15 protein-coding genes are annotated in these 20,625 nt (G+C 43.2%); 8 read left to right on the top strand and 7 right to left on the bottom strand.

Annotation, left to right across the window (positions count from 1 at the left end):
* Positions 1–31: 31 nt before the first annotated feature.
* The 4 genes from MHN81_RS03910 to MHN81_RS03895 form a co-directional block, all read right to left on the bottom strand.
* Positions 32–268 carry a helix-turn-helix transcriptional regulator gene (locus MHN81_RS03910; protein WP_023398905.1) on the bottom strand — a complete coding sequence of 79 codons (237 nt, stop codon included), beginning with the start codon at positions 266–268 and terminating at the stop codon, positions 32–34.
* 730 nt (positions 269–998) lie between these two features.
* Positions 999–2,864: a 1-deoxy-D-xylulose-5-phosphate synthase gene (gene dxs, locus MHN81_RS03905; protein ID WP_239425065.1), complete on the bottom strand. Its 1,866-nt coding sequence runs from the start codon at positions 2,862–2,864 to the stop codon at positions 999–1,001.
* A 113-nt stretch (positions 2,865–2,977) separates the two neighbouring features.
* Entirely contained in the window at positions 2,978–3,865 is an 888-nt protein-coding gene (ispA, locus tag MHN81_RS03900) for a (2E,6E)-farnesyl diphosphate synthase (protein WP_023398907.1), read from the bottom strand.
* A 4-nt stretch (positions 3,866–3,869) separates the two neighbouring features.
* Positions 3,870–4,112, bottom strand: coding sequence for an exodeoxyribonuclease VII small subunit (locus MHN81_RS03895; RefSeq protein WP_023398908.1), 243 nt, complete (start codon positions 4,110–4,112; stop codon positions 3,870–3,872).
* A 246-nt stretch (positions 4,113–4,358) separates the two neighbouring features.
* Here MHN81_RS03895 and pomA point away from each other — a divergent pair, with 246 nt between their 5' ends.
* The 3 genes from pomA to MHN81_RS03880 all read left to right on the top strand — a co-directional run bounded on the left by pomA (position 4,359) and on the right by MHN81_RS03880 (position 6,774).
* The gene (pomA, locus tag MHN81_RS03890; RefSeq protein WP_023398909.1) at positions 4,359–5,126 is read left to right on the top strand and encodes a flagellar motor protein PomA; all 768 of its coding nucleotides are present in this window, start codon (positions 4,359–4,361) and stop codon (positions 5,124–5,126) included.
* A 3-nt stretch (positions 5,127–5,129) separates the two neighbouring features.
* Positions 5,130–6,065, top strand: a complete 936-nt coding sequence (locus MHN81_RS03885) for a flagellar motor protein MotB (protein WP_023398910.1) — start codon at positions 5,130–5,132, stop codon at positions 6,063–6,065.
* 181 nt (positions 6,066–6,246) lie between these two features.
* Positions 6,247–6,774: a hypothetical protein gene (locus tag MHN81_RS03880; RefSeq protein WP_239425064.1), complete on the top strand. Its 528-nt coding sequence runs from the start codon at positions 6,247–6,249 to the stop codon at positions 6,772–6,774.
* A 29-nt stretch (positions 6,775–6,803) separates the two neighbouring features.
* On the opposite strand, the gene MHN81_RS03875 is transcribed toward MHN81_RS03880, so the two are convergent.
* The 3 genes from MHN81_RS03875 to putA form a co-directional block, all read right to left on the bottom strand.
* Positions 6,804–7,676, bottom strand: a complete 873-nt coding sequence (locus tag MHN81_RS03875) for a hypothetical protein (protein ID WP_023398912.1) — start codon at positions 7,674–7,676, stop codon at positions 6,804–6,806.
* Between the two features lie 133 nt (positions 7,677–7,809).
* On the bottom strand, positions 7,810–9,009 hold the full coding sequence (locus MHN81_RS03870; RefSeq protein ID WP_023398913.1) for an aromatic amino acid transport family protein: 1,200 nt from the start codon (positions 9,007–9,009) through the stop codon (positions 7,810–7,812).
* Positions 9,010–9,257: 248 nt separating this feature from the next.
* Positions 9,258–13,061, bottom strand: coding sequence for a bifunctional proline dehydrogenase/L-glutamate gamma-semialdehyde dehydrogenase PutA (putA, locus tag MHN81_RS03865; protein WP_239425063.1), 3,804 nt, complete (start codon positions 13,059–13,061; stop codon positions 9,258–9,260).
* Between the two features lie 275 nt (positions 13,062–13,336).
* On the opposite strand from putA, the gene MHN81_RS03860 reads away from it, so the two are divergent.
* The 5 genes from MHN81_RS03860 (at position 13,337) to MHN81_RS03840 (ending at position 20,479) form a co-directional block, all read left to right on the top strand.
* Positions 13,337–13,825, top strand: a complete 489-nt coding sequence (locus MHN81_RS03860) for a winged helix-turn-helix transcriptional regulator (RefSeq protein ID WP_023398915.1) — start codon at positions 13,337–13,339, stop codon at positions 13,823–13,825.
* A 315-nt stretch (positions 13,826–14,140) separates the two neighbouring features.
* Positions 14,141–14,467: a 2Fe-2S iron-sulfur cluster-binding protein gene (locus MHN81_RS03855; protein ID WP_023398916.1), complete on the top strand. Its 327-nt coding sequence runs from the start codon at positions 14,141–14,143 to the stop codon at positions 14,465–14,467.
* Complete coding sequence (locus tag MHN81_RS03850; RefSeq protein ID WP_023398917.1) at positions 14,454–15,857, top strand: FAD/NAD(P)-binding oxidoreductase; 1,404 nt, start codon at positions 14,454–14,456, stop codon at positions 15,855–15,857. Before MHN81_RS03855 ends, MHN81_RS03850 begins: the two co-directional genes overlap by 14 nt.
* Entirely contained in the window at positions 15,844–17,061 is a 1,218-nt protein-coding gene (locus MHN81_RS03845; protein WP_239425062.1) for an FAD-dependent oxidoreductase, read from the top strand. The genes MHN81_RS03850 and MHN81_RS03845 overlap by 14 nt, the downstream gene beginning before the upstream one ends.
* 184 nt (positions 17,062–17,245) lie before the next feature.
* Positions 17,246–20,479, top strand: coding sequence for a S41 family peptidase (locus MHN81_RS03840; protein WP_023398919.1), 3,234 nt, complete (start codon positions 17,246–17,248; stop codon positions 20,477–20,479).
* Positions 20,480–20,625: the final 146 nt, after the last annotated feature.

Raw genomic sequence — 20,625 nt, 5'->3', positions numbered from 1 at the left:
TTACCAGAATTATAAATAGCAGCATAAGCAGTTAAGAACTTTGGTGGCTTCTTATTTTCGTAATTAACTCGCTGAGGTCAATAGAGCAAAATGCACAAATGGCAAAAAATTGATTTAACTTTGGCTGCCCTACATCTCTTTCCCAATTTTCGTAGGTTTTACGACAAACACCAAGATGTTTTGCCATGATTGCTGTTGTTACCCCTTTTTTCTTACGCAGTGCTCTTAGGTCATCGCCTGTGATATATCTTGCAAAAAAATCCACCATTTCCTCTTCCTTTTAACACCTATTCCGTTACTCAGTTACAATATTTAAAAGACAACCATGTATGACAAGTGTGATTGGCTCTAATCGGTACTCACTTGGTAACAATCTAAAAGTTGTTCTCTAGCTGTTTAACCAATTTAGCGCACAGAGCTATCCAGCATGCTCAAATATCATCGGCGCAATTACGAAACTAAACCATGGCTTACAAAGTACTAACTTCGTATATGAGCTGTAATTTTCACAAATTTTTATCACATTAAATTAATACTGTCTATTGTTCATGCAACAATATGAAATGTTTCATAGAGGGCTGATTTTCCCCTAAGAAGCTGTTTAATGAGTAGTAAAATTCACAGTCTCATTTAACTGATTTCATACTTGCGGCATGTTCGTTGCTTTTAATATGCTCGTTTTATGTTTTGATACTTATGTATCACCATGATTATATTTGTTTTTTAATGATTATATTAATTTTTCACCAGTTTTTTCACTGCCATAGCTTTTTAGGTGGTGAGGTAATCATTGAACAAGGGGAAAACTCTAAAATACACAACAAAGTTATAAAGCTGGATGTGTATTGTTGTTAATTAGGCATTAATAGAGGTTGGTATGTTTTATTGTGTGATTATTTCAGCGCTGTGATACTACGAAAGAATACTGTTGCTAGTGAGTGGTTAGGGGTTAAGGTGTAAAAGTAGGGTGACAGCTTCAGCAGTCACCCGACATCTAATTAACTGGCAATCCAGCTAGTTGCAGTTGCTAGGATCCCCTCACTGTCGAGGCCCATTTCGCTGTGCATTTGGTCTTGTGTACCGTGTTTGATGAATTCATCAGGGATACCCAAGTGTTTAACCGGACGCGCTATATTTTGCTGTGCCAAAAACTCACTGACTGCGCTACCTGCACCGCCCGCGATGGCATTGTCTTCAAGGGTGATAAAGTGCGTGTGAGTTTGCGCAAGGGTGGCTATCAAAGATTCATCCAGTGGCTTAACAAAGCGCATATCAATCAGCGTTGCATCCAGTTTTTGCGCAACACTGCGGGCGTTGTCCAGTAATGTACCAAAGTTTAAGATAGCCAGTTTCTGGCCCTCTCGAACCGTATTCGCTTTGCCTATTGGTAATTGGGCCATCTCAGAGCTGGGCTCAACGTCACCAGCTGAACCTCTTGGATAGCGCACAGCAGCGGGTTTATCGAGTAAATGTCCAGTGTAGAGCATTTGTCGACATTCATTGAGGTCACTCGGTGCCATGATCACTAAATTAGGAATACAACGCATAAAGCTTAAGTCGTAAGCACCTTGGTGTGTTTCTCCATCAGCACCAACGATGCCAGCTCTATCTATTGCAAATAGCACGGGCAGATCCTGAATTGCCACGTCATGAATAACTTGGTCGTAAGCACGTTGCAGGAAGCTTGAGTAGATAGCTACTACTGGATTGAGCCCTTCGCATGCAAAACCAGCTCCTAATGTGACTGCATGTTGCTCTGCGATAGCAACATCAAAGTACTGACTTGGGTGCTCTTTAGAAAAGCGTACCATACCAGAGCCTTCACGCATTGCTGGGGTGATGGCCATTAACTTAGGGTCTTGCTCTGCCATATCACATAGCCAATCACCAAACACCTTTGAGAATGTTGGGGCGCTTGGCTTACTTTTTGGTAGTTTGTGAATACTAGGATCAAACTTTGGTACACCGTGATAGCCGATCGGATCTGCTTCAGCCGGTTGGTAACCTTTACCTTTTTGAGTTTTGACGTGCAGCAGTTGCGGACCTTTTAGGTTGCGCATATTTCTCAGCGTATCTACCAACATATCGACATCGTGGCCATCGATGGGACCGATGTAGTTAAAGCCAAGCTCTTCGAAGAAGGTGCCTGGGATCACCATGCCTTTTAAGTGCTCTTCCATTTTACTGGCAAGCTCTTTAACCGGTGGGACGCCTGACAGCAGTTTTTTACCGCCTTCACGGATATTAGTGTAAAAACTGCCGGATAAAATACGAGCGAAGTGGTTGTTCAATGCACCAACGTTCTCTGAAATAGACATTTCGTTGTCATTCAAGATAACCAGCATATCTGATTTAACATCACCAGCGTGGTTCATCGCTTCAAAAGCCATACCTGCGGTCATTGCGCCATCGCCAATCACTGCTACGGTTTTGCGGTTTTTCCCTTCTTTTTCAGCCGCGATAGCCATAGCAAGTGCTGCCGAAATCGATGTACTAGAATGGCCAACACTGAAAGTGTCAAATTCGCTTTCTTCGCGGTACGGGAAAGGGTGCAAGCCATCTTTTTGGCGAATGGTATGCATCTGTTCTTTACGGCCAGTTAAGATTTTATGTGGATAGGCTTGATGGCCTACATCCCAAACGAGTCTATCAACTGGGGTATTATATACGTAGTGGAGTGCGACGGTGAGTTCAACGGTACCTAAACCTGACGCTAAGTGGCCACTGCTCTGCGACACAGAGTCTAATAAATAGCCTCTCAGCTCTGCACTAAAGTCATTCAGCTTGTGCTGAGGTAACTGCCTTAGCTGTTGAGGCTGATCAACTAATGCCAATAATGGATACTTGCTACTATCAAGAGTCATATTATTTGTAATATCCTTAGCAAACCTTGCCCAATTATATACAAAGCTTGCCGATAGTTTTATAAATTTAAAAGGAACTTGTCATCAAATAGTCATTTAGGTCGGTGCGAATATCAATGATCTCGAGCGATTATGTATCTTGCTAGTTCTGCAAGTAGGCGCGTATCTGCATCAATGTTATCCAGTGCAGCTAGCGCCTGAGTGATAAGCGCCTGCGCTTTCGCTTTTGCCCCTTCCATGCCCAGTAATGCCGGGTAAGTCGACTTATTATGTTCTAAGTCGGACCCTTGTGGTTTACCGAGCGTGTGTGTATCGCCTTCAATATCGAGAATATCGTCTTGAACCTGAAACGCTAGTCCAATAGCTAATCCAAAGTCCTTTAACTGACTACGTGTTAATTCTGTTGTGTTCGGTGCACAAAGTGCCCCTAATTCAATGGCGCAATTAAGCAGTGCGCCGGTTTTTAATCTGTGTATGTGTTCGAGTGCTTCAATACTGATCTGCGCATTTGTTGCCGCAATATCTAGTGCTTGCCCACCCACCATACCTTGCAACCCAGAGGCTTGTGCCAATACTTTAATCATAGCGAGCTGCTGCTGAGCTGGCACATCAAACTGGTGTGATGCAAGTAATTCAAAGGCCAGTGTTTGTAATGAATCTCCGGCTAGTATTGCCTGAGCCTCATCATATGCAATGTGGCAGGTCGGTTTTCCACGTCTAAGGTCGTCATCATCCATTGCTGGTAAATCATCATGGACGAGAGAATAACTGTGGATACACTCGACCGCTGCTGCGGCAATATGCAAATCTTCAATGTTAGCACCGAGCATTTCGCCAGTGGCGTAAACTAAAAATGGTCGCAGTCGTTTTCCACCGTTACTAATCGAATAGAGCGCAGCTGCCTTTGCCGTTGCATCGGTATCCAAGTCTTGTTCAAAATAAGCGTTTATTGTTTTTTCGACATCTTGTTTGGCGATGCTTAATCTTTGATGTAATTCCACGCAGTTAATCTACCTGATCGGAAAACTCGCTCGGCGCGCTAGCTTCGTCATTGGCGAGTAAAATATTGACTTTCTGTTCTGCTTGTTGAAGTTTATGGTTAGAGGCTTGAGTGAGTTTAATTCCTCGTTCAAACTGTTTTAGGGATTGCTCCAACGTTAGCTCTCCGTGTTCCATTTCTTGTACGATCGACTCGAGCTCGTTGACAGCTTCTTCAAAGCTCATGTTTTCCGGTTTTTTGACTGCCATATTTTTATTCACTCTCAAGCAAAACTTTAGGAAGCCAATTTTATGGGTTATAAAGATTGAGGTCAAAGTATCTGATAGACTTTTTTATTGGCTATCATTGCGAAATTGATCTGATAGTTTGGGTTAATTCTCGCAATTTAAAGGCTTTTTAATATAATTGAATTAAGTTATTGCAAAACCTGCCGATAACTCAACGTATAAGAATAACTGCGTGATATCTCACGAATAAATGCCTTTGGAGGGTGTGTGGATTTAGCAACCGTTATAGGTATCCTAGGTGCTATAGGTCTTATTGTCATGTCTATGGTACTCAGTAGTGATGGGCAACTTGCCATGTTTTACAATACCCCGTCAGTCGTTATTGTATTTGGTGGCTCTATCTTTATTGTGTTGTCTAACTTTACATTGGCGCAGTTCTTAGGCATTGGTAAAGTGGCTGGTAAGGCGTTTATGTTTAAAATAGAAACGCCAGAGGAATTAATTGAAAAAGCTGTAGAGCTTGCAGACTCTGCACGCAAGGGCGGATTTCTCGCACTAGAAGAAGCTGAAATTCCCAACCCATTTATGAGAAAGGGCGTCGATATGCTAGTCGATGGACACGATGCCGATGTGGTTCGAGCAACTTTGCAAAAAGACATCGCACTGACCGCAAATCGACATGAACTAGGTGCAGGGCTATTTAAATCACTTGCAGATATCGCACCCGCCATGGGAATGATCGGTACGCTGATTGGCTTAGTGGCAATGCTGTCTAATATGGATGACCCCAAAGCAATTGGACCTGCGATGGCTGTTGCACTATTAACGACACTCTACGGTGCATTTTTAGCCAACGTTGTAGCTATTCCAATTCAAGTTAAGCTAGAACTCAGAAAAGACGAAGAAGAGCGAAATCAGCGGCTGATCTTGGATGCAATCTTGGGGATCCAAGATGGTCAAAATCCAAAAGTAATTGAAGGCATTTTGAAAAACTACCTGCCAGAGTCTAAACGTGGTGATGGTGGTGAGGAGTAAATAATGTCAGACGAGAACGAATGTAAATGCCCGCCCCCAGGGTTGCCTGCATGGATGGGGACGTTCGCAGATCTTATGTCTCTGCTAATGTGTTTCTTCGTTCTGCTACTGGCGTTTTCTGAGATGGACGTTCTGAAATTTAAGCAGATTGCAGGTTCAATGAAGTTTGCTTTTGGTGTTCAGAACAAAATTGAGGTTAAAGATATTCCCAAAGGTACAAGTGTCATCGCAATGGAGTTTACACCGGGTAAACCTGAGCCGACTCCCATTGAAACCATTCAGCAACAAACGGTAGAAATGACCCAGCAAATGCTCGAGTTCCAAGCAGGTGAAGAGAGCTCGGCTGGTGGACGCCAAGAGCAGCGGGGTAATAAGCGAGGCGGTGAATCAGCCAGTACGGCACAAGAACAATCGATGACGCAAGCCGTTGCTGCTGCGGATCAGGAACAGGTTAACGAGCTAGTCAAAAAAATCTCCCAGCAGTTAGAAAAGCAAATTATGGATGGGGCGATAGAATTAGAGTCACTAGGCCAACAAATTATCATTAGGATCCAAGAAAACGGTTCATTCCCGTCGGGCAGTGCTTTTTTACAACCTAAATTTAAACCGGTAATACATGATATTGCAGAGTTGCTCAAAGATGTACCGGGGGAGATAACCGTATCTGGACACACCGACGACTTCCAAGTTTCCAATGAGTTATATTTCAATAATTGGGACCTATCAGCAACCCGAGCGGTCGCCGTGGCGAGTGAAATGCAAACAGTCAGTGGTTTTGACAAAAATAGAATGGTTGTGGTTGGCCATGCGGATACTCGTCCTTTAGTACCAAATGCCAACGATGTGGACAGAAAGCGCAATCGCCGGGTAGAGATATCAATTTTACAAGGTAAAGCGAAAGAGTCTGATCCTATTGAGGTTAGAAGGGAAAGTAACTAGAAAAGATTGCGTCTAAGCGCAATTTGGGCTACCGTACTATAGCTTTTTTTTAAAAATGTTTAAGGGAGTTTTTATGTCTAAATTATATAAATTTGCCGATATGCCTGGTGGTAATGGAACTGGTAGCGATGGTGGTAACGGTGAAGAAAAATAACTTTTTCGCCTGATTAAGTGAGCTAACGTGTTCAAAAGCGATCTAGTTTCTTATTTGAACAGTGATGAGTTTCACAATACATTTATCACTGTTCTTGATGACTCTCTAACACTGCTTGCCTTTGTTGCATGCTGTATCTTTATTGTTATCAAGGATAAAGCGGCATTCCGCTATTCTTTTCTCTGTCTTGTTTTTTATGTCGCTGGAAACTTTACATACGGCCCCATATTGTCGTTTGATAGCGGCATTGTTTATCGGTATATTTTTTGGGCGTTGAACGACATTGTATTTATCGCCATCGTTGCTTATTGGGCTTTAAAAGACAAGATGTATATGTGGCAAAGTATCATGGTGCAATTAGTCGTTTTACCTGCACCGGTGTTACAGCTTTTCCGCCTTGTCGATAGACATCTAATGGATTTAAGTTACTCAACGTATCTATATAAGTCAGTATTACCCATTGTAAATACAGTGACAATTATTCTTTGTTTTGCTCCATTAATTTGGCATTTTAGCCAGAAAATCAAATGGAAAAATGGCTCTTTAAATAATTAAACCAAAGAGCTAGTTTGCCTTATTAAGGCTTATATTTTGATGTTGTTTACTTTCAGAGCTGCGTCTGTGCCAGAGTTAAATATTAAAGAGCCCGCAATTTTCACTGTCGATTTATTCCCAGTTTGATCCGGTATTATCGCGCTTGTTGAGTCAAGCTGACAGTTTTCTAACCCCGTTTCTTGAACAATAGCGACTGCTAAGCAATGTGTTTCACTCTCTAACCCAACTTGCTTTTCTTCACAATAGGCTGGGTCCATTTTACTTACTGCAGTCGCGATGACTGGCTGAACTTGGAGAGTTAGGTCCAGTGTGGAGTTATTGCATACCAATTTAGCTGCTGTGGTGTTTTGGTCACCAAAAGTGATGAGATTATTATCTCTGTCTCTGTAGTGAATTGTTAGTTTAACCGCTTCAATCGGTTGACTGACAGTACTCGGTTGACCTTTATTGCGCCAATCTGCTAAAGACGTAAAGTCAGGTAGAGGGGTGTTAAAAATTAGCTCGGGCGCATAGTAAAATAGCTCTCCTTGCTTGAAACTGCTGTTGCTGGCGCCTTGCCAAGTTTCAGCACTGGTCGAGCCAAATACTGCTGCGCTCAACATACACAGGGTCTCGTCTGATGAAAGTGTGTGAGTTGCCCCTAAAGAGTGTTTATCGGCATAGAGTCTAAATTCTGGTTTAGGTTGTAACACTTCGCTATCTGCATGCCAAAATACACTGGAAAACTCAAATTGATTGAGCGAGCGTTCGGCTGTGAAGTTGGCGCCACAGTCATTACTAGGCTGTTGTGTTGTCGGTGTATTTGGCTGTGCAGTGTTATCTTTTTGCAGCGGTGTGTCGCTTTCACCACCACATGCGCTCAGTAGCAATAATGGCACGGTAGCCATTGTAACCCTAATCATAATTAACTCCTTGGTAAGTGAGTCAATTATATTCATATCAGGGTAGTTAAAGCGACACTTGAATTGTAAAAAGTAGTAACGCGTTCTTACATTTTGAGATGGATTAGGCTGAGTGCCTAATCCATTTTTGCATTTACCCCAGAGCTGGGATCACGCCAAACATTTGCAGACCTTGTGCTGAAATAATTAATACACCACATAAACCGGCACATATTAATCCGAGATTGCCACCTTGTACTTGATAACCTGAATTTTGTACTTTTCGTTGTTGCCACACCATGGCGACAGGTAGAAAAACGGCTAAAACAACTAAGGCTATCGCAGCGTAGCCTAAGGCCATGATAAAACCTTGAGGGTAGAATAATGCAAACCCCAGCGGTGGAGTGAAGGTGATCAGTGCGGTTTTTACTCTATCTAACCCTGAATTTTGTTGCTTGAATGCGTCGGCAAAAAAGTCAAAGAGTCCAAGGCTTACACCTAAAAATGATGTGGCGAGTGCCAGATCAGCAAAGATGGTCACAAAAGTATGTACTTGGCTATTGTGTGCAATATTCGAAATCGCGGCGACAAAACCGGGTAAACCAGCGCTTTGTAGCAGTGCCTCTTGTGCCATGACACCTTGACTTAACAACTGCCAAAAAACGTAAATAGTCAATGGCAGAGCAGCACCCGCAATCATAACTCGACGTAAAGTTTTTATGTCTAAACCAACGTATTTAACAATCGATGGAATAGAACCATGAAAGCCAAATGAAGTAAAAATAACAGGGATAGCAGATAGGATAAGGCCTTGTTCCATAGGCATGTTGAGTAGGTGTTGGCCATGGACATAAGGCGTAAGAACAAAGAATAAGCTTGCCAAGACAATTATTTTTATTGTGAATAGTATTCTGTTCAACTTATCAACGGTGCTGGTACCTAGTGCGACGATTGTGGCAACCAGTAATGCTAAAACAATAGAACCAACTTGCGGCGCAATATCCATCCCTGTAAAGCTACTGAGCTTTTCTTGTAGTTGAGAGCCGCCACCTGCGATATAGGCTGCGCATAAAGCGTAAAACAGGAATACCATAGAGAAGTTTGCAATGTATTGGCCTTTTTTACCGAGAATTTGCTTTGCTAAGGTATTCAGTGTGGCTTCTTTATTTGCAAATTGATGCACTTCTAGCATGAGCAGGGCGGTGTAGGTCATTAACAACCAAGTTGCAATGATCAATATTAGCGAGGTTGAAAACCCAAGTCCTGCTGATGCAATTGGCAGCGCCAGCATGCCTGCGCCAATTGTCGTACCTGCGACAATGAGCATACTACCTAGCGTTTTATTATTAAGCACAAATTGCCCCTATATTTGTGAGAGAAACAGGCACAATATACTGGACTGGGAAAAATTGAAATAGTTTTGCTGCAAATCAAAATGAAAGTTTGTAATTTGTGTTTTACAAAAGTTAACTCACTTTACATCAGTGATGTTAACTTGTTGATTTTATGTATGGTAAATAATGAGCTGGCAGGCTGAATTTTATCCAGAAACAAAAAAGCCAGCTTGTGCTGGCTTTTTAAAGAGGTTACTGAATGCCAAAGTTAGGCATCATCTTCAACCAATGTCATCAGTGATGTGTTACCACCTGATGCGGTAGTGTCGATACTGATGGTTTTTTCAGTAACGAGACGTCCTAGTAGCGTGTCGTAGTACTCTGCACTGATCACAGGCAAGATGGCACCACTGCGGGCTGCAAGTTGGGTGCTGACATAGCCTTTGCGCTCACAACCATTGCCAACGACTGCGCCAGCTAGGTGCTCATGGGCCAGGATTGCTGGTAGCTGGTTTAGCTTAGCAACCTGAAGTACGCCCTCAGCAATGCCACTGCTTAGTAGCTTGTCTCTAAACGCGATCGCTTCTTCATGGAATAAGTCAGAAACGACAGTGATAACAGTGTTACCTGCTGCTAATGCAGTGATCACAGAAAGCACCCAGAAGTTGAAAGAGGTGTCTTTATCTGCATAACAAACCACACAGCCGCGCGATTCGTAGCGTAATGTATTTGATTCACCTGTTGGGCCTGGTAATTCAATTACGGTATCTAGACGCTTTTCAACACGGATAAGCTGCTCACGCGCATCAGCCAGTGTCTTATTCAAATCATCGGCAAGGTTATCTAAGATCTCAACGTTAGCAAGTTTAGCCAGTAGCTGACGCACCGCTGATACACGGTTGTTCAGTGGCATTGCACGCCAAGCCTTCTCGTCACGTTTTGATAGCGACATCATGCGTGATACTTGCTCTTGCGCACCTTGGTAAGCCGTGATCTCTTCGTTATCTATTTTAAGGTTAGTCGCCTGAATGTTTTGCTCTGCTTGGTTTTCTTTTACCAAACGGGCAATGTAGTTTGGACCACCTGCTTTTGGACCAGTACCAGAAAGGCCACGACCACCAAATGGTTGTACTCCAACTACAGCACCAATCATATTGCGGTTTACGTAGATGTTACCCGCACGAGATAGCTTAGCGAGGTATTGTGCACGCTCTTCGATACGTGTATGGATACCCATTGTAAGACCAAAGCCTGTGCTGTTTACTTGATCGATCACATTATCGATATCACTGCCCTTAAAGCGGATCACGTGAACACATGGACCGAATACTTCTTTTTTCAGCACTGAAAGGTCACTGATCTCATATAAGCGTGGTGCAAAGAAGAAGTGACCGTTATCACCCATATCAGGTAGTGAACACTCATAATGTAGTGTTGCATTACCTTTTAGGTATTCAACGTGTTCATTTAGTGCATTCAAGGCCTTCTGGTCAATCACTGGACCCACATCAGTAGACAGATGTGCAGGATCGCCAATGTGCAATTCTTGCATTGCGCCTTTGATCATGTTGATCACTTTGTCTGCGATCTCTTCTTGTACAAAGAGTACACGAAGTGCAGAACAGCGCTGGCCAGCGCTTTGGAAACCTGAAGAGATAACGTCATCAACAACCTGCTCAGGCAGTGCCGTTGAGTCAACGATCATACAGTTTTGACCACCTGTCTCTGCGATCAGCGGCACTTGATCGCCACCGCGCTCAGCCAATGTTTGTGAAATACGTGTGCCCGTTTCAGTAGAGCCAGTGAACATCACCGTTTGGACACGTGTATCAGGCACGATGTGCTTACCAACTTCACTACCGCGAGCGATAACAGGCTGTACGATACCTTTTGGTAAACCGACTTCTTCCATTAGCTCAATGGTACGAAGCGCAACTAGTGATGTTTGCTCTGCAGGTTTTGCGATAACTGTATTACCAGTAACGATAGCTGCAGCAACCTGTCCAAGGAAGATTGCCAGTGGGAAGTTCCAAGGGCTGATACATAAGATCACACCGCGTGGGCTAAAGCGCTCATCCAGTGCAAGTTCTTCTGCTTTTGCTGCGTAGTAGCGGCAAAAATCAACGGCTTCGCGTACTTCATCGATGCCATCTTGGGTGATTTTACCCGCTTCTTTGATACACATCGCGATAAGTTCATCACGATGACGCTCAAGTGCATCACCTGTGCGTCGCAGAATTTCTGCACGTTCGCTTACTGGCGTCTGTGACCAAGTTGCAAAAGCGGCTTCTGCGCTAGCAACAAGCTGTTGCATTTCTTGTGCATCTTGGTGGCGGATAGAGCCAACAACTTCGCTGTGGTTTGCTGGGTTCAATACTGCTTCGTGACCTTCAGGCACATCCGCTGCAGTGATCAGGTTATCATCAACCCACTTTTGTAAGTTGTCACGCATTGGCGTGATGTGATTGATGTTGGTTAAATCTAACCCTTTAGAGTTATTACGCTCTGCGCCGTATAGGTCGATAGGCAAAGTGATCTGCATGTTGCGCTTGTGCTTAACACGTTGGATCTTTTCAACCGGATCTTCAAGTAGCGACTCAACAGGCATAGACTCATCAACAATCGCGTTTACGAATGACGAGTTTGCGCCGTTTTCAAGGAGACGACGAACAAGGTAAGCAAGTAGGTCTTCGTGCTGACCAACAGGTGCGTAAACACGACACTGTACTTTGTCTTCTGTTACTACTTGGTTGTACAGTGAGTCACCCATGCCGTGTAGGCACTGGAACTCGAAGTTATTGAATTCGCCATTGGCAAGTTCTAGTATAGTCGCTGCAGAATAGGCGTTGTGCGTTGCAAACTGAGGGAAGATCACATCACGTGCGTTCATCAATTTGATAGCACATGCTTTATAAGAGACGTCAGTCGTTGCTTTACGTGTAAATACAGGGAAGTCTTCAAGACCATCAGTTTGCGTCAGTTTAACTTCAGTATCCCAGTAAGCACCTTTTACAAGACGAACCATCATCTTGCGACCAACTCGACGACATAAAGTCTCTAGCCAATCGATAACCCAAATAGCGCGTTTTTGGTATGCTTGCACTGCAAGGCCAAAGCCGTTCCAATTACCCAGTGCGTCATCTGAGAACACCGCTTCGATGATATCTAAAGAGATATCCAAACGATCTGCTTCTTCGGCATCCACAGTGAAGTTGATGTCATACTGTTTTGCTGCAAGTGCTAATTCTTTAAGTTTAGGCACAAGCTCTTCAATAACACGATCACGGTGCGTAAATTCATAACGTGGGTGGATAGCTGATAGTTTTACAGAGATACCTGGGCTCTTAATTGGACCACGACCGTTTGCCGCTTTACCAATGACATGAATAGCAGTCATATAGCTGTTGAAGTAACGCTCTGCATCAGCCATAGTACGTGCGCCTTCACCTAGCATATCGTATGAGTATGCGTAGCCTGTGGCTTCTTTTTCTTTTGCGCGTTCAAGTGCGGCTTCAATCGTGGTGCCCATAACAAACTGTTGGCCCATGATCTTCATTGCATACTGCACTGATTTACGAATGGCTGGTTCACCAATACGACCCATGGTGCGCTTTAGTAAACCAAATTGTTCTTCTTTATTTTTGTCCGCGTAGTTAACCATTTTACCAGTTAACAATAGGCCCCAACTTGATGCATTTACAAATAGTGAATCGCTATTGCCTAAGTGTGCGCTCCAGTCCCCTTTGCTCAACTTATCGCGAATTAACATATCTTGTGTTTGTGCATCAGGCACACGTAAAAGTGCTTCTGCTAAACACATCAGTACAACACCTTCTTCAGAAGATAGAGAGTACTCTTCTAGTAGTGCGTCTACACCGCCTTGACCGTGCTGGTCTTTACGGATATTTAATACCATCTGACGAGCACGTTCCCATGCGCGAGTACGGGCAGAAACACCGACCTCTGCCAATGGTAAAATGTGATCGATAACAGTTTCTTCATCAATGCGGTAGAAGTCACGGATCTTTTGACGGATCGGACACTGGGTTGTTAAGTCGCCTTGAAATAGCATAGGTTAAACCCTCTATTGAAAACCTAAATACTACAGAAAGCAGAGCCAAGGGCTGCGATTGCTTTCTTGCCTCATTATATAGAATGAGCGCTGCGTAATTTTGTGGTGGTTAAATTTTAGCCCCTTTGCTAGCAGAAACAAACTTCATGTAAAAAGGGACATCCATAATAATTTCCGAGCATTGTATAGAAAGTGCAGCAGAATGTGCTGTCTTATTTTTATGAATTACGGTAAATTCGTGTTTTATTAGACCTTATCTCAGCATTTTATACTGTATGACGACTTCAATAAAAACCCGCGTTTTAGATCGTATCGACCAAGCCATTTTGGATGAATTGCAAAAAAATGGCCGAATTTCAAATGTTAACCTAGCAAAAGCGGTTAATTTAAGCCCCAGTCCTTGCCTTGATCGCGTAAAAAAATTGGAATCTGAAGGGTATATTGAGGGATATACTGCGAGACTAAATGCACAAAAGCTTGGACAACAGCTCGTTGCACATGTCGAAATTACATTGAAAAGCTCGACCGAGTCAGTATTTGAAACATTCAAGCAGCATGTTGTAGAAATACCTCATGTTGTGGCATGCGATATGGTGGCTGGTGGGTTTGATTATTTATTGAAAATCCGAGTGTCGGATATGCGACAGTATCGAGAAGTGCTTGGACAAATTGTGGAAATTCCAGGTGTTGGTACAAATCACACTTATATGGTGATAGAACACGTTAAGGAAGATAGTGGCGTCACAATATTACCAAAAGGTTAATTCTAATCTTTTAAATCGGCTTGGTTTAGCTAGGGGGCGCTCTGAAGTTGGGTTCTAAAAAATTTAGTGATAGAAGGCTGATTTATTTTTTTATACTTGCTTTAAGTTACTAATATAATGAAAAAATACTAACTATTTTAAATCTTTAGGATCACGTTTTTTTGGAAAAATATATTACATGACATTACAAATAGGCCCTATTTATCGCTTTCTTAATTTAGATCAACAAATATTTAACTGTTGTAAAAAATAGGTTTTTATTGGCAGTTTTTTACCCTAGGCTGAATTGACATTTGGCAATGCAAGGTAAAAAAGATGACATCAGCGACGCGTACAAAGGATATTACGCCCTTAGACTCAATTACATTTAAAGTTTTCATAGATGAGCAGCCAATAACTGCGTGTGAAGGTGAAACTGTCTTATCGGTGTTACAAGCCGCGGATATGAAGCGTATTTGTGAGAATGATCGCAAAGTGGTATCAGGAGCATATTGTGCTATGGGAGTGTGCCACTGCTGCCATATTAAGGTTAACAAGCGCTACAAACAGAGAGCTTGTCAAACACTTGTCGAACCAAATATGCAAGTCGAGACATTGAGCAATCGCTTTAAAGATAAGGGGTTAAACCATGGAAAAGCCTAACCCTGTTGTCATTGTTGGTGGCGGACCATCCGGTACTGCCGCGGCAGCTCTGCTCGGAAAATATCGGATCCCATCAATCATAATTGATGAAGCGCCTAAGATTGGTGGCGTAATATATCGAGGGCCATTGCGTAACACAGCCACTTTGCCCCACTTAGATGATAATTTGCAGCGTGCGATGAGTGCGCTGCGTCGACGTTACGAAAATTATAAGTCATTCATCGAATTAAAATTACAAACTCGGGTTTTAGGACCGGAGGGACAGCAATCATTATTGTTAAATGAAAGTGGTGGACTGACAACACAAAAGTACGATGAACTCATTTTAGCGACGGGGTGCCATGAGCGCAGTGTCCCTTTTCCTGGCTGGCAGTTACCAGGGGTTATGCTACTTGGAGGTGTTCAATTACAGATTAAAAGTGGGCTGGTAAAACCGGGCACAAAAATGGTGTTAGTAGGTACTGGACCACTGTTGCCACTTGTTGCTTGTCAATTACACAAAGCCGGTGTCAATGTCATTGGTGTATACGAAGCAAGTGCATTTAATAAACTGGCTAAAGAAGCCGTCGCTTTGTTGAACAAGCCAAAACTAACGCTGAGTGGCCTCAGTATGATGAGTTATCTAAAAAAACATCAAATACCTTTTCACTATGGCTATGGCGTCGTCAATGCACAGGGAGATGAGCACTTAGAACGTGTCACAGTTGCTCCTTATGATCAATATTGGCGAGCAGACCTTAGCCAGGCAAAATCAATAGATGTTGATGCTATTGGCGTTGGTTATGGGTTTGTTGCACGTACTCAGCTTGCTATGTTGTTGGGACTAGAACATACATATACGAAAGTAAGCGGCTACATTCCTACGCTTAGCAGTGAGTTCGAAAGCAACCAAAAAAAGACGTATGTTGTAGGAGATAGTACGGGGTTGCTGGGCGCTGATGCAGCAATTTGTGAAGGCCAAATTGCGGCATTGAACATCGTAAAGCAGCGGGGCGTATTAAGTGCTACTGAGGCGAAAAATGAACAACAAAAAATCGCGCGTAAACATGCCCGGATAAAGCGTTTTAGATTTGGCTTTGATCGTTTTAGTGAGCGTCAATCTGGTTTGCTTGAGTTAGCGCAAGATGACACTGTGGTCTGCCGCTGCGAGCAAGCGACAAAGAGGCAACTTAAGCAAGCGATTTCAGAGGGCGTAAAAGATCTGACAACGCTGAAAATGCGCACTCGAATAGGCATGGGTGATTGCCAAGGCAAAACATGTAGCAGCTTTGCCCTTGATTTACTACACCAAGCGGGTCATGACAAAGATACCGGCGTGATAAAGCCACGCTTTCCGCTCGACCCTATCCCTTTTACTTTTATGGAAGAATCATTAAATGAACAAGTATGATGTCATTATTGCAGGTGGTGGAGCTGTTGGGGCTGCATGTGCTTATTTTTTGAGTCGTGATACGAATTTAAAAATAGCCTTAGTTGATATAAAAAAAGCAGGTAATGCGTCGCGCGCTTCGGCCGGTGGTTTGTGGGCTATTGGTGAGTCAGTTGGATTAGGGTGCGGTGTTATATTTTTTAAGACGTTATCTAAATTACACAGTGAAGCGCAGGGAGAGGAGATCCCAACTATGCGCCCACACCAATTACCGGACTGCTTTTTTGAATTTGCTCTCAAATCCAACGCCATGTACCCAGATCTATACGAAGAGTTACGCAATAAACACAATGTTGATTTTAAGTTTGAGCGTACAGGCCTTAAATTTATTATGTATAACCGTGAAGATGAGCTGTACGCCGATCAAATCGTCAGTGGTATTCCTCACTTGCGAGATCAGATCCGTTGGCTTGATGCGAAGCAACTTAAAGAAGAAGAGCCTTTTGTGACTCCCGACGCTATTGGTGCAATTGACTTCGTTTGCGATCACCAAGTAAATCCTTATCGTTTAGTTGAGTCGTATACTGAAGCCGCCAGACAAAATGGTGTAGAGCTTTTTTTAAATACGGAAATTCAACAGGTGCTCAGAGAAGGCAAGCGTGTAGTCGGTATTCAGACTGCTTCAGGTGAACTGCATTGCGACACCTTGGTAAATGCAACAGGTGCTTGGGCAAATTCGCTATTTAAACAAGCGACAGGGCGTGATATGCCAGTTTATCCCGTCAAAGGGCAAATCGTATTATCTGAACGCATGCCTAAAATCATGAATGGCTGTATTAGTACCAGTGACTGCTATATTGCGCAAAAAGATAATGGAGAGATACTCATAGGCTCCTCGACTGAGGAAAAGGGCTTTGATACCACTAATAGCTTGGACAAAATACAGGAGTTGTCGAGAGGGGCGATGAAGTGCTTACCCATTTTAAACGAGTCAAATATCAAACGTTGTTGGGCTGGCCTTAGACCGGGTACGCCGGATGAGTTGCCAATCTTAGGTAAGGTGCCGGGAGTAGAGGGGTATCTCAACGCTTGTGGTCACTTCAGAACCGGTATTTTAACTTCTGCGATTACTGGTAAATTGATCACAGAGTTAGTCACTGAGCAACCGACTTCCATCGATTTGACCCCTTTTAGTGTCGCCCGCTTTTTTGACAATCCAGCCTAATTCATCGCATCTCAAATACAGTTGGCTCGCAGTGGATACTGCGAGCCATATATTCATCAATTTACATTATGTGACAATTATTATGCTCTAATTGACGGGTATTTTTGTGCTTTTTGTCGCATCAACCTGACTTTATGAGTGAAATTGTTATCATGTAACAGTCAAATATATATACGAGATAATAATGAAAATTAAGCACTTGTTTGCAGCGATGGCTGCTGTGCTTGGGCCTCTTGCCAGCCCTATGGCGAGCGCCTACAGCACTGAAGATACCCGTTTATTACGCTTTCCTGATATTCACAAAGAGCACGTAACTTTTGTTTACTCTGGCGATATCTACGTGGCCAATACCAATACAGGTCAAAGCACGCGTTTGACGGATCATATTGGATTTGAAACTTTCCCTAAGTTTTCACCTGACGGCGAAAAAATTGCATTTGCCGCAGAGTACAATGGTAGCCGTCAGATATATGTGATTAACCGCGATGGTTCAGGCTTAAAACAGCTTACTTACTACAACGATGTTGGCCCGATGCCACCGCGTGGCGGTTTTGATTATCGTGTTTTAGACTGGACGCCAGATGGTAAACATATTGTGTTCCGCGCTAATCGCACACCATGGGGTAAACGTATGGGTCGCCCTTATATGGTACCAGTTGAAGGTGGTTTAGAGCAGCCGCTTGCGATCCCAGAAGGTGGCGGCGGCATGCTATCTGGTGACGGCAGCAAGTTTGTATACACGCCAATTGACCGTGAATTCCGTACTTGGAAGCGCTCGCGCGGCGGTCGTGCGCAAGATGTATGGGTATATGATTTAGAAAAAAATACTTCCAAGCAGCTGACAACACACCGAGCAACAGATCAGCAGCCAACTTGGGTAAACGACAGCATTTACTTTGTATCTGATAGAGATTACACGCTGAATCTTTACAAATATCGTGAAGGCAAAAAGCCTGTTAAAATGACTGATCACAAAGAGTTTGATGTCTTGTGGCCATCTGCTGGTCCAGACTCAATTGTGTATGAAAACGGTGGTTATTTATATCGCTTCAATGAAGCAAATAAAATGACAGAAAAGCTGACAATTAATGTTGGTGGCGTACGAAAATCAGCACTGCCTTACACTAAAAATGTCAGTAAATTCATCGACTCCATGGACGTTTCTCACGATGGTAAGCGCGCCGTATTTACCGCCCGTGGTGAGATTTTCTCTGTGCCTGTTAAAAATGGACCCACGCGTAATTTATCACACACGCCAGTGGGCCGTGAAATAGCTGCAACTTGGTCACCTAATGCCCGCTATATTGCTTATTTAAGCGATGTAACTGGTGAATATGAGATCTACCTGAAAGATCGCGCCAACAATAATGCGGTAAAACAACTGACAGACAACGGCACGATTTGGCGCTTTGATCCAATTTGGTCACCGGACAATAGCAAGCTTTTGTTTGCTGACAAAGACCATATTGTATGGTGGTTAGATGTCGAAAGTGGCAAATTACACCAAGTAGATCGTGGCCTTCACGACGATGATGGGATCACACAATATACCTGGTCGCCAAATAGTAAAGACATCGTTTTTGTTAAAAACAATGAAAACCGCTACTCATCACTTTGGCATTACAATGTGGATAGCAAAAAGCTAAACCGTTTAACGGATGAGATGACCTCAGAAGCTAACCCGACGTTCTCTGATGATGGTCAATATATTTATTTCACCTCTGAGCGTGATTATAACTTAGCATTTAGCTCATACGAATTTGCCTACTTGTTTAACCGCGCAACACGTATTTATTCGGTTGCGGTGAATGACAGCATTAAGCCAATTAATGCGCCGCAAAGCGACGAAACATCGATAGTGAGTGATGAAAAGTCGAGTAAGGACAAACCTGAATTAGATACTCATATTCAAGTTGATGGTTTTATGGCGCGGGTGGTTTCACTTCCAGCCCCAGCTGGTAACTACCGTGAACTGACGGGTGTTAAAGGCGGCGTACTTACGCTAAGTGGTGGCGCACTTAAGTTGGTCGAAAACAAAGCTGATGGCAAAGTCAGTACGGTTGCTAAAGGTGTCAGCGCGTATAAGGTCTCGGCAAATCGTGAGCATATCATTGCACGCGCGGGCACTAAGTATAGTGTGATCAAGCCAAAGGCTAAGCAGGATTTAAAAGCGAATCAGCTAGATCTTAGCAAGATGAATTTGAAGATCGATCCGCGTGTAGAGTGGTCGCAAATGTATACAGAAGGTTGGCGCACTCTACGTGACTGGTTCTACGACGAAAACCATCATGGACAAGATTGGGATGCACTGCTGAAGCGTTACCAGCCTATGGCCGACGCTGCAGCACATCGCACAGATATTGATTATGTACTGAGTGAAATTGCTGGTGAAATCAATGCTGGCCACATTTATGTTCAGTCTGGTGATGAGCCAAAAGGCGAGCGTAAAAAACATGGCCTACTTGGTGCTGAAGTGGCAAGCCACCGTTCAGGTTTCGTGACGATTAAGCACATCTTTAAAGGTGAAAACTGGCATGAAGATTTCCGTTCTCCATTAAACGAAACAGGTGTGCGCGCCAGCGAAGGTGATTTCATTTTGGCTGTGAATGGTCGAAATGTAAATGAAGTCAGCAACTTCTATGAGCTGTTGGAAAATACTCAGGGCGAACAAGTTGAACTTATCTTGAGTAAGTCAGCGAGCTTTGAAGATAGCTGGAAAATCACGGTTAAGCCTGTGAAGAGCGAAACCGGTTTACGTTATTTACAGTGGGTTGAATCACGTAAAGCCTATGTTGAGCAGTTATCAGGTGGTCGAATTGGGTATGTGCACTTGCCAAATACTGCCTACGAAGGTAACCGTTCGATGTTTAAGAACTTTATGCCACAAACAACGAAAGAAGCGATGATCATTGATGATCGTTACAACGGTGGTGGTTTTATTCCAGAACATGTGATCACTTGGCTAGCGCGAAAACCGCTTAACTATTGGAAACGTCGTGGTGTCACGCCAACAAAAACGCCACAATTTGCGCATGATGGACCAAAAGCCATGCTGATCAATGGCTATTCAAGTTCAGGTGGTGATGCAATTCCTTATTACTTCCGTCAAGCTGGATTGGGTAAGTTAATTGGTACACGTACATGGGGTGGCTTAATTGGTATCTCAGGTAATCCAAGACTTGTGGATGGTGGTCAAGTGATCGCTGCAACGTTCCGTATACTGGATAATGATGGTAACTGGATCATTGAAAATGAAGGGGTAGTCCCTGACATTGAAGTGATAGATCGTCCTGAACTTATCCAAGCAGGTCAAGATCCATCAGTTGAACGCGCAGTTAAAGAGCTACTAAAAGAACTTGAAGACAACCCTAAAAAGAAACTAACCGTGCCACCGGCACCAACAAAGTTTATAGACTAATTAAAAGTAAAGTTACTAAAAGGAGCTGAGAAGCTCCTTTTTTATTGTTCCTATTAAAATATTAATTTTGCATGTAATTATTGTTTTAATAACCTGTATTTTAATGTTGTTTTTCGTTTTTTTTCATGTGTTTTAAATGCACTGAC

Origin of the sequence: Pseudoalteromonas sp. Of7M-16, assembly GCF_022347805.1 — a bacterium.
In the GTDB taxonomy this organism is placed as follows: Bacteria; Pseudomonadota; Gammaproteobacteria; order Enterobacterales; family Alteromonadaceae; genus Pseudoalteromonas; species Pseudoalteromonas luteoviolacea_F.
This window is presented reverse-complemented; position numbering and strand designations above follow the sequence as displayed.

Excerpts from the sequence above, each read along its gene's own strand:
- dxs (WP_239425065.1), bottom strand. The coding sequence starts at position 2,864 with ATGACTCTTGATAGTAGCAAGTATCCATTATTGGCATTAGTTGATCAG.
- MHN81_RS03860 (WP_023398915.1), top strand. The coding sequence starts at position 13,337 with ATGACGACTTCAATAAAAACCCGCGTTTTAGATCGTATCGACCAAGCC.
- MHN81_RS03895 (WP_023398908.1), bottom strand. The coding sequence starts at position 4,112 with ATGGCAGTCAAAAAACCGGAAAACATGAGCTTTGAAGAAGCTGTCAAC.
- MHN81_RS03885 (WP_023398910.1), top strand. The coding sequence starts at position 5,130 with ATGTCAGACGAGAACGAATGTAAATGCCCGCCCCCAGGGTTGCCTGCA.
- MHN81_RS03910 (WP_023398905.1), bottom strand. The coding sequence starts at position 268 with ATGGTGGATTTTTTTGCAAGATATATCACAGGCGATGACCTAAGAGCA.
- MHN81_RS03840 (WP_023398919.1), top strand. The coding sequence starts at position 17,246 with ATGAAAATTAAGCACTTGTTTGCAGCGATGGCTGCTGTGCTTGGGCCT.
- MHN81_RS03875 (WP_023398912.1), bottom strand. The coding sequence starts at position 7,676 with ATGATTAGGGTTACAATGGCTACCGTGCCATTATTGCTACTGAGCGCA.
- MHN81_RS03845 (WP_239425062.1), top strand. The coding sequence starts at position 15,844 with ATGAACAAGTATGATGTCATTATTGCAGGTGGTGGAGCTGTTGGGGCT.
- putA (WP_239425063.1), bottom strand. The coding sequence starts at position 13,061 with ATGCTATTTCAAGGCGACTTAACAACCCAGTGTCCGATCCGTCAAAAG.
- MHN81_RS03855 (WP_023398916.1), top strand. The coding sequence starts at position 14,141 with ATGACATCAGCGACGCGTACAAAGGATATTACGCCCTTAGACTCAATT.
- MHN81_RS03850 (WP_023398917.1), top strand. The coding sequence starts at position 14,454 with ATGGAAAAGCCTAACCCTGTTGTCATTGTTGGTGGCGGACCATCCGGT.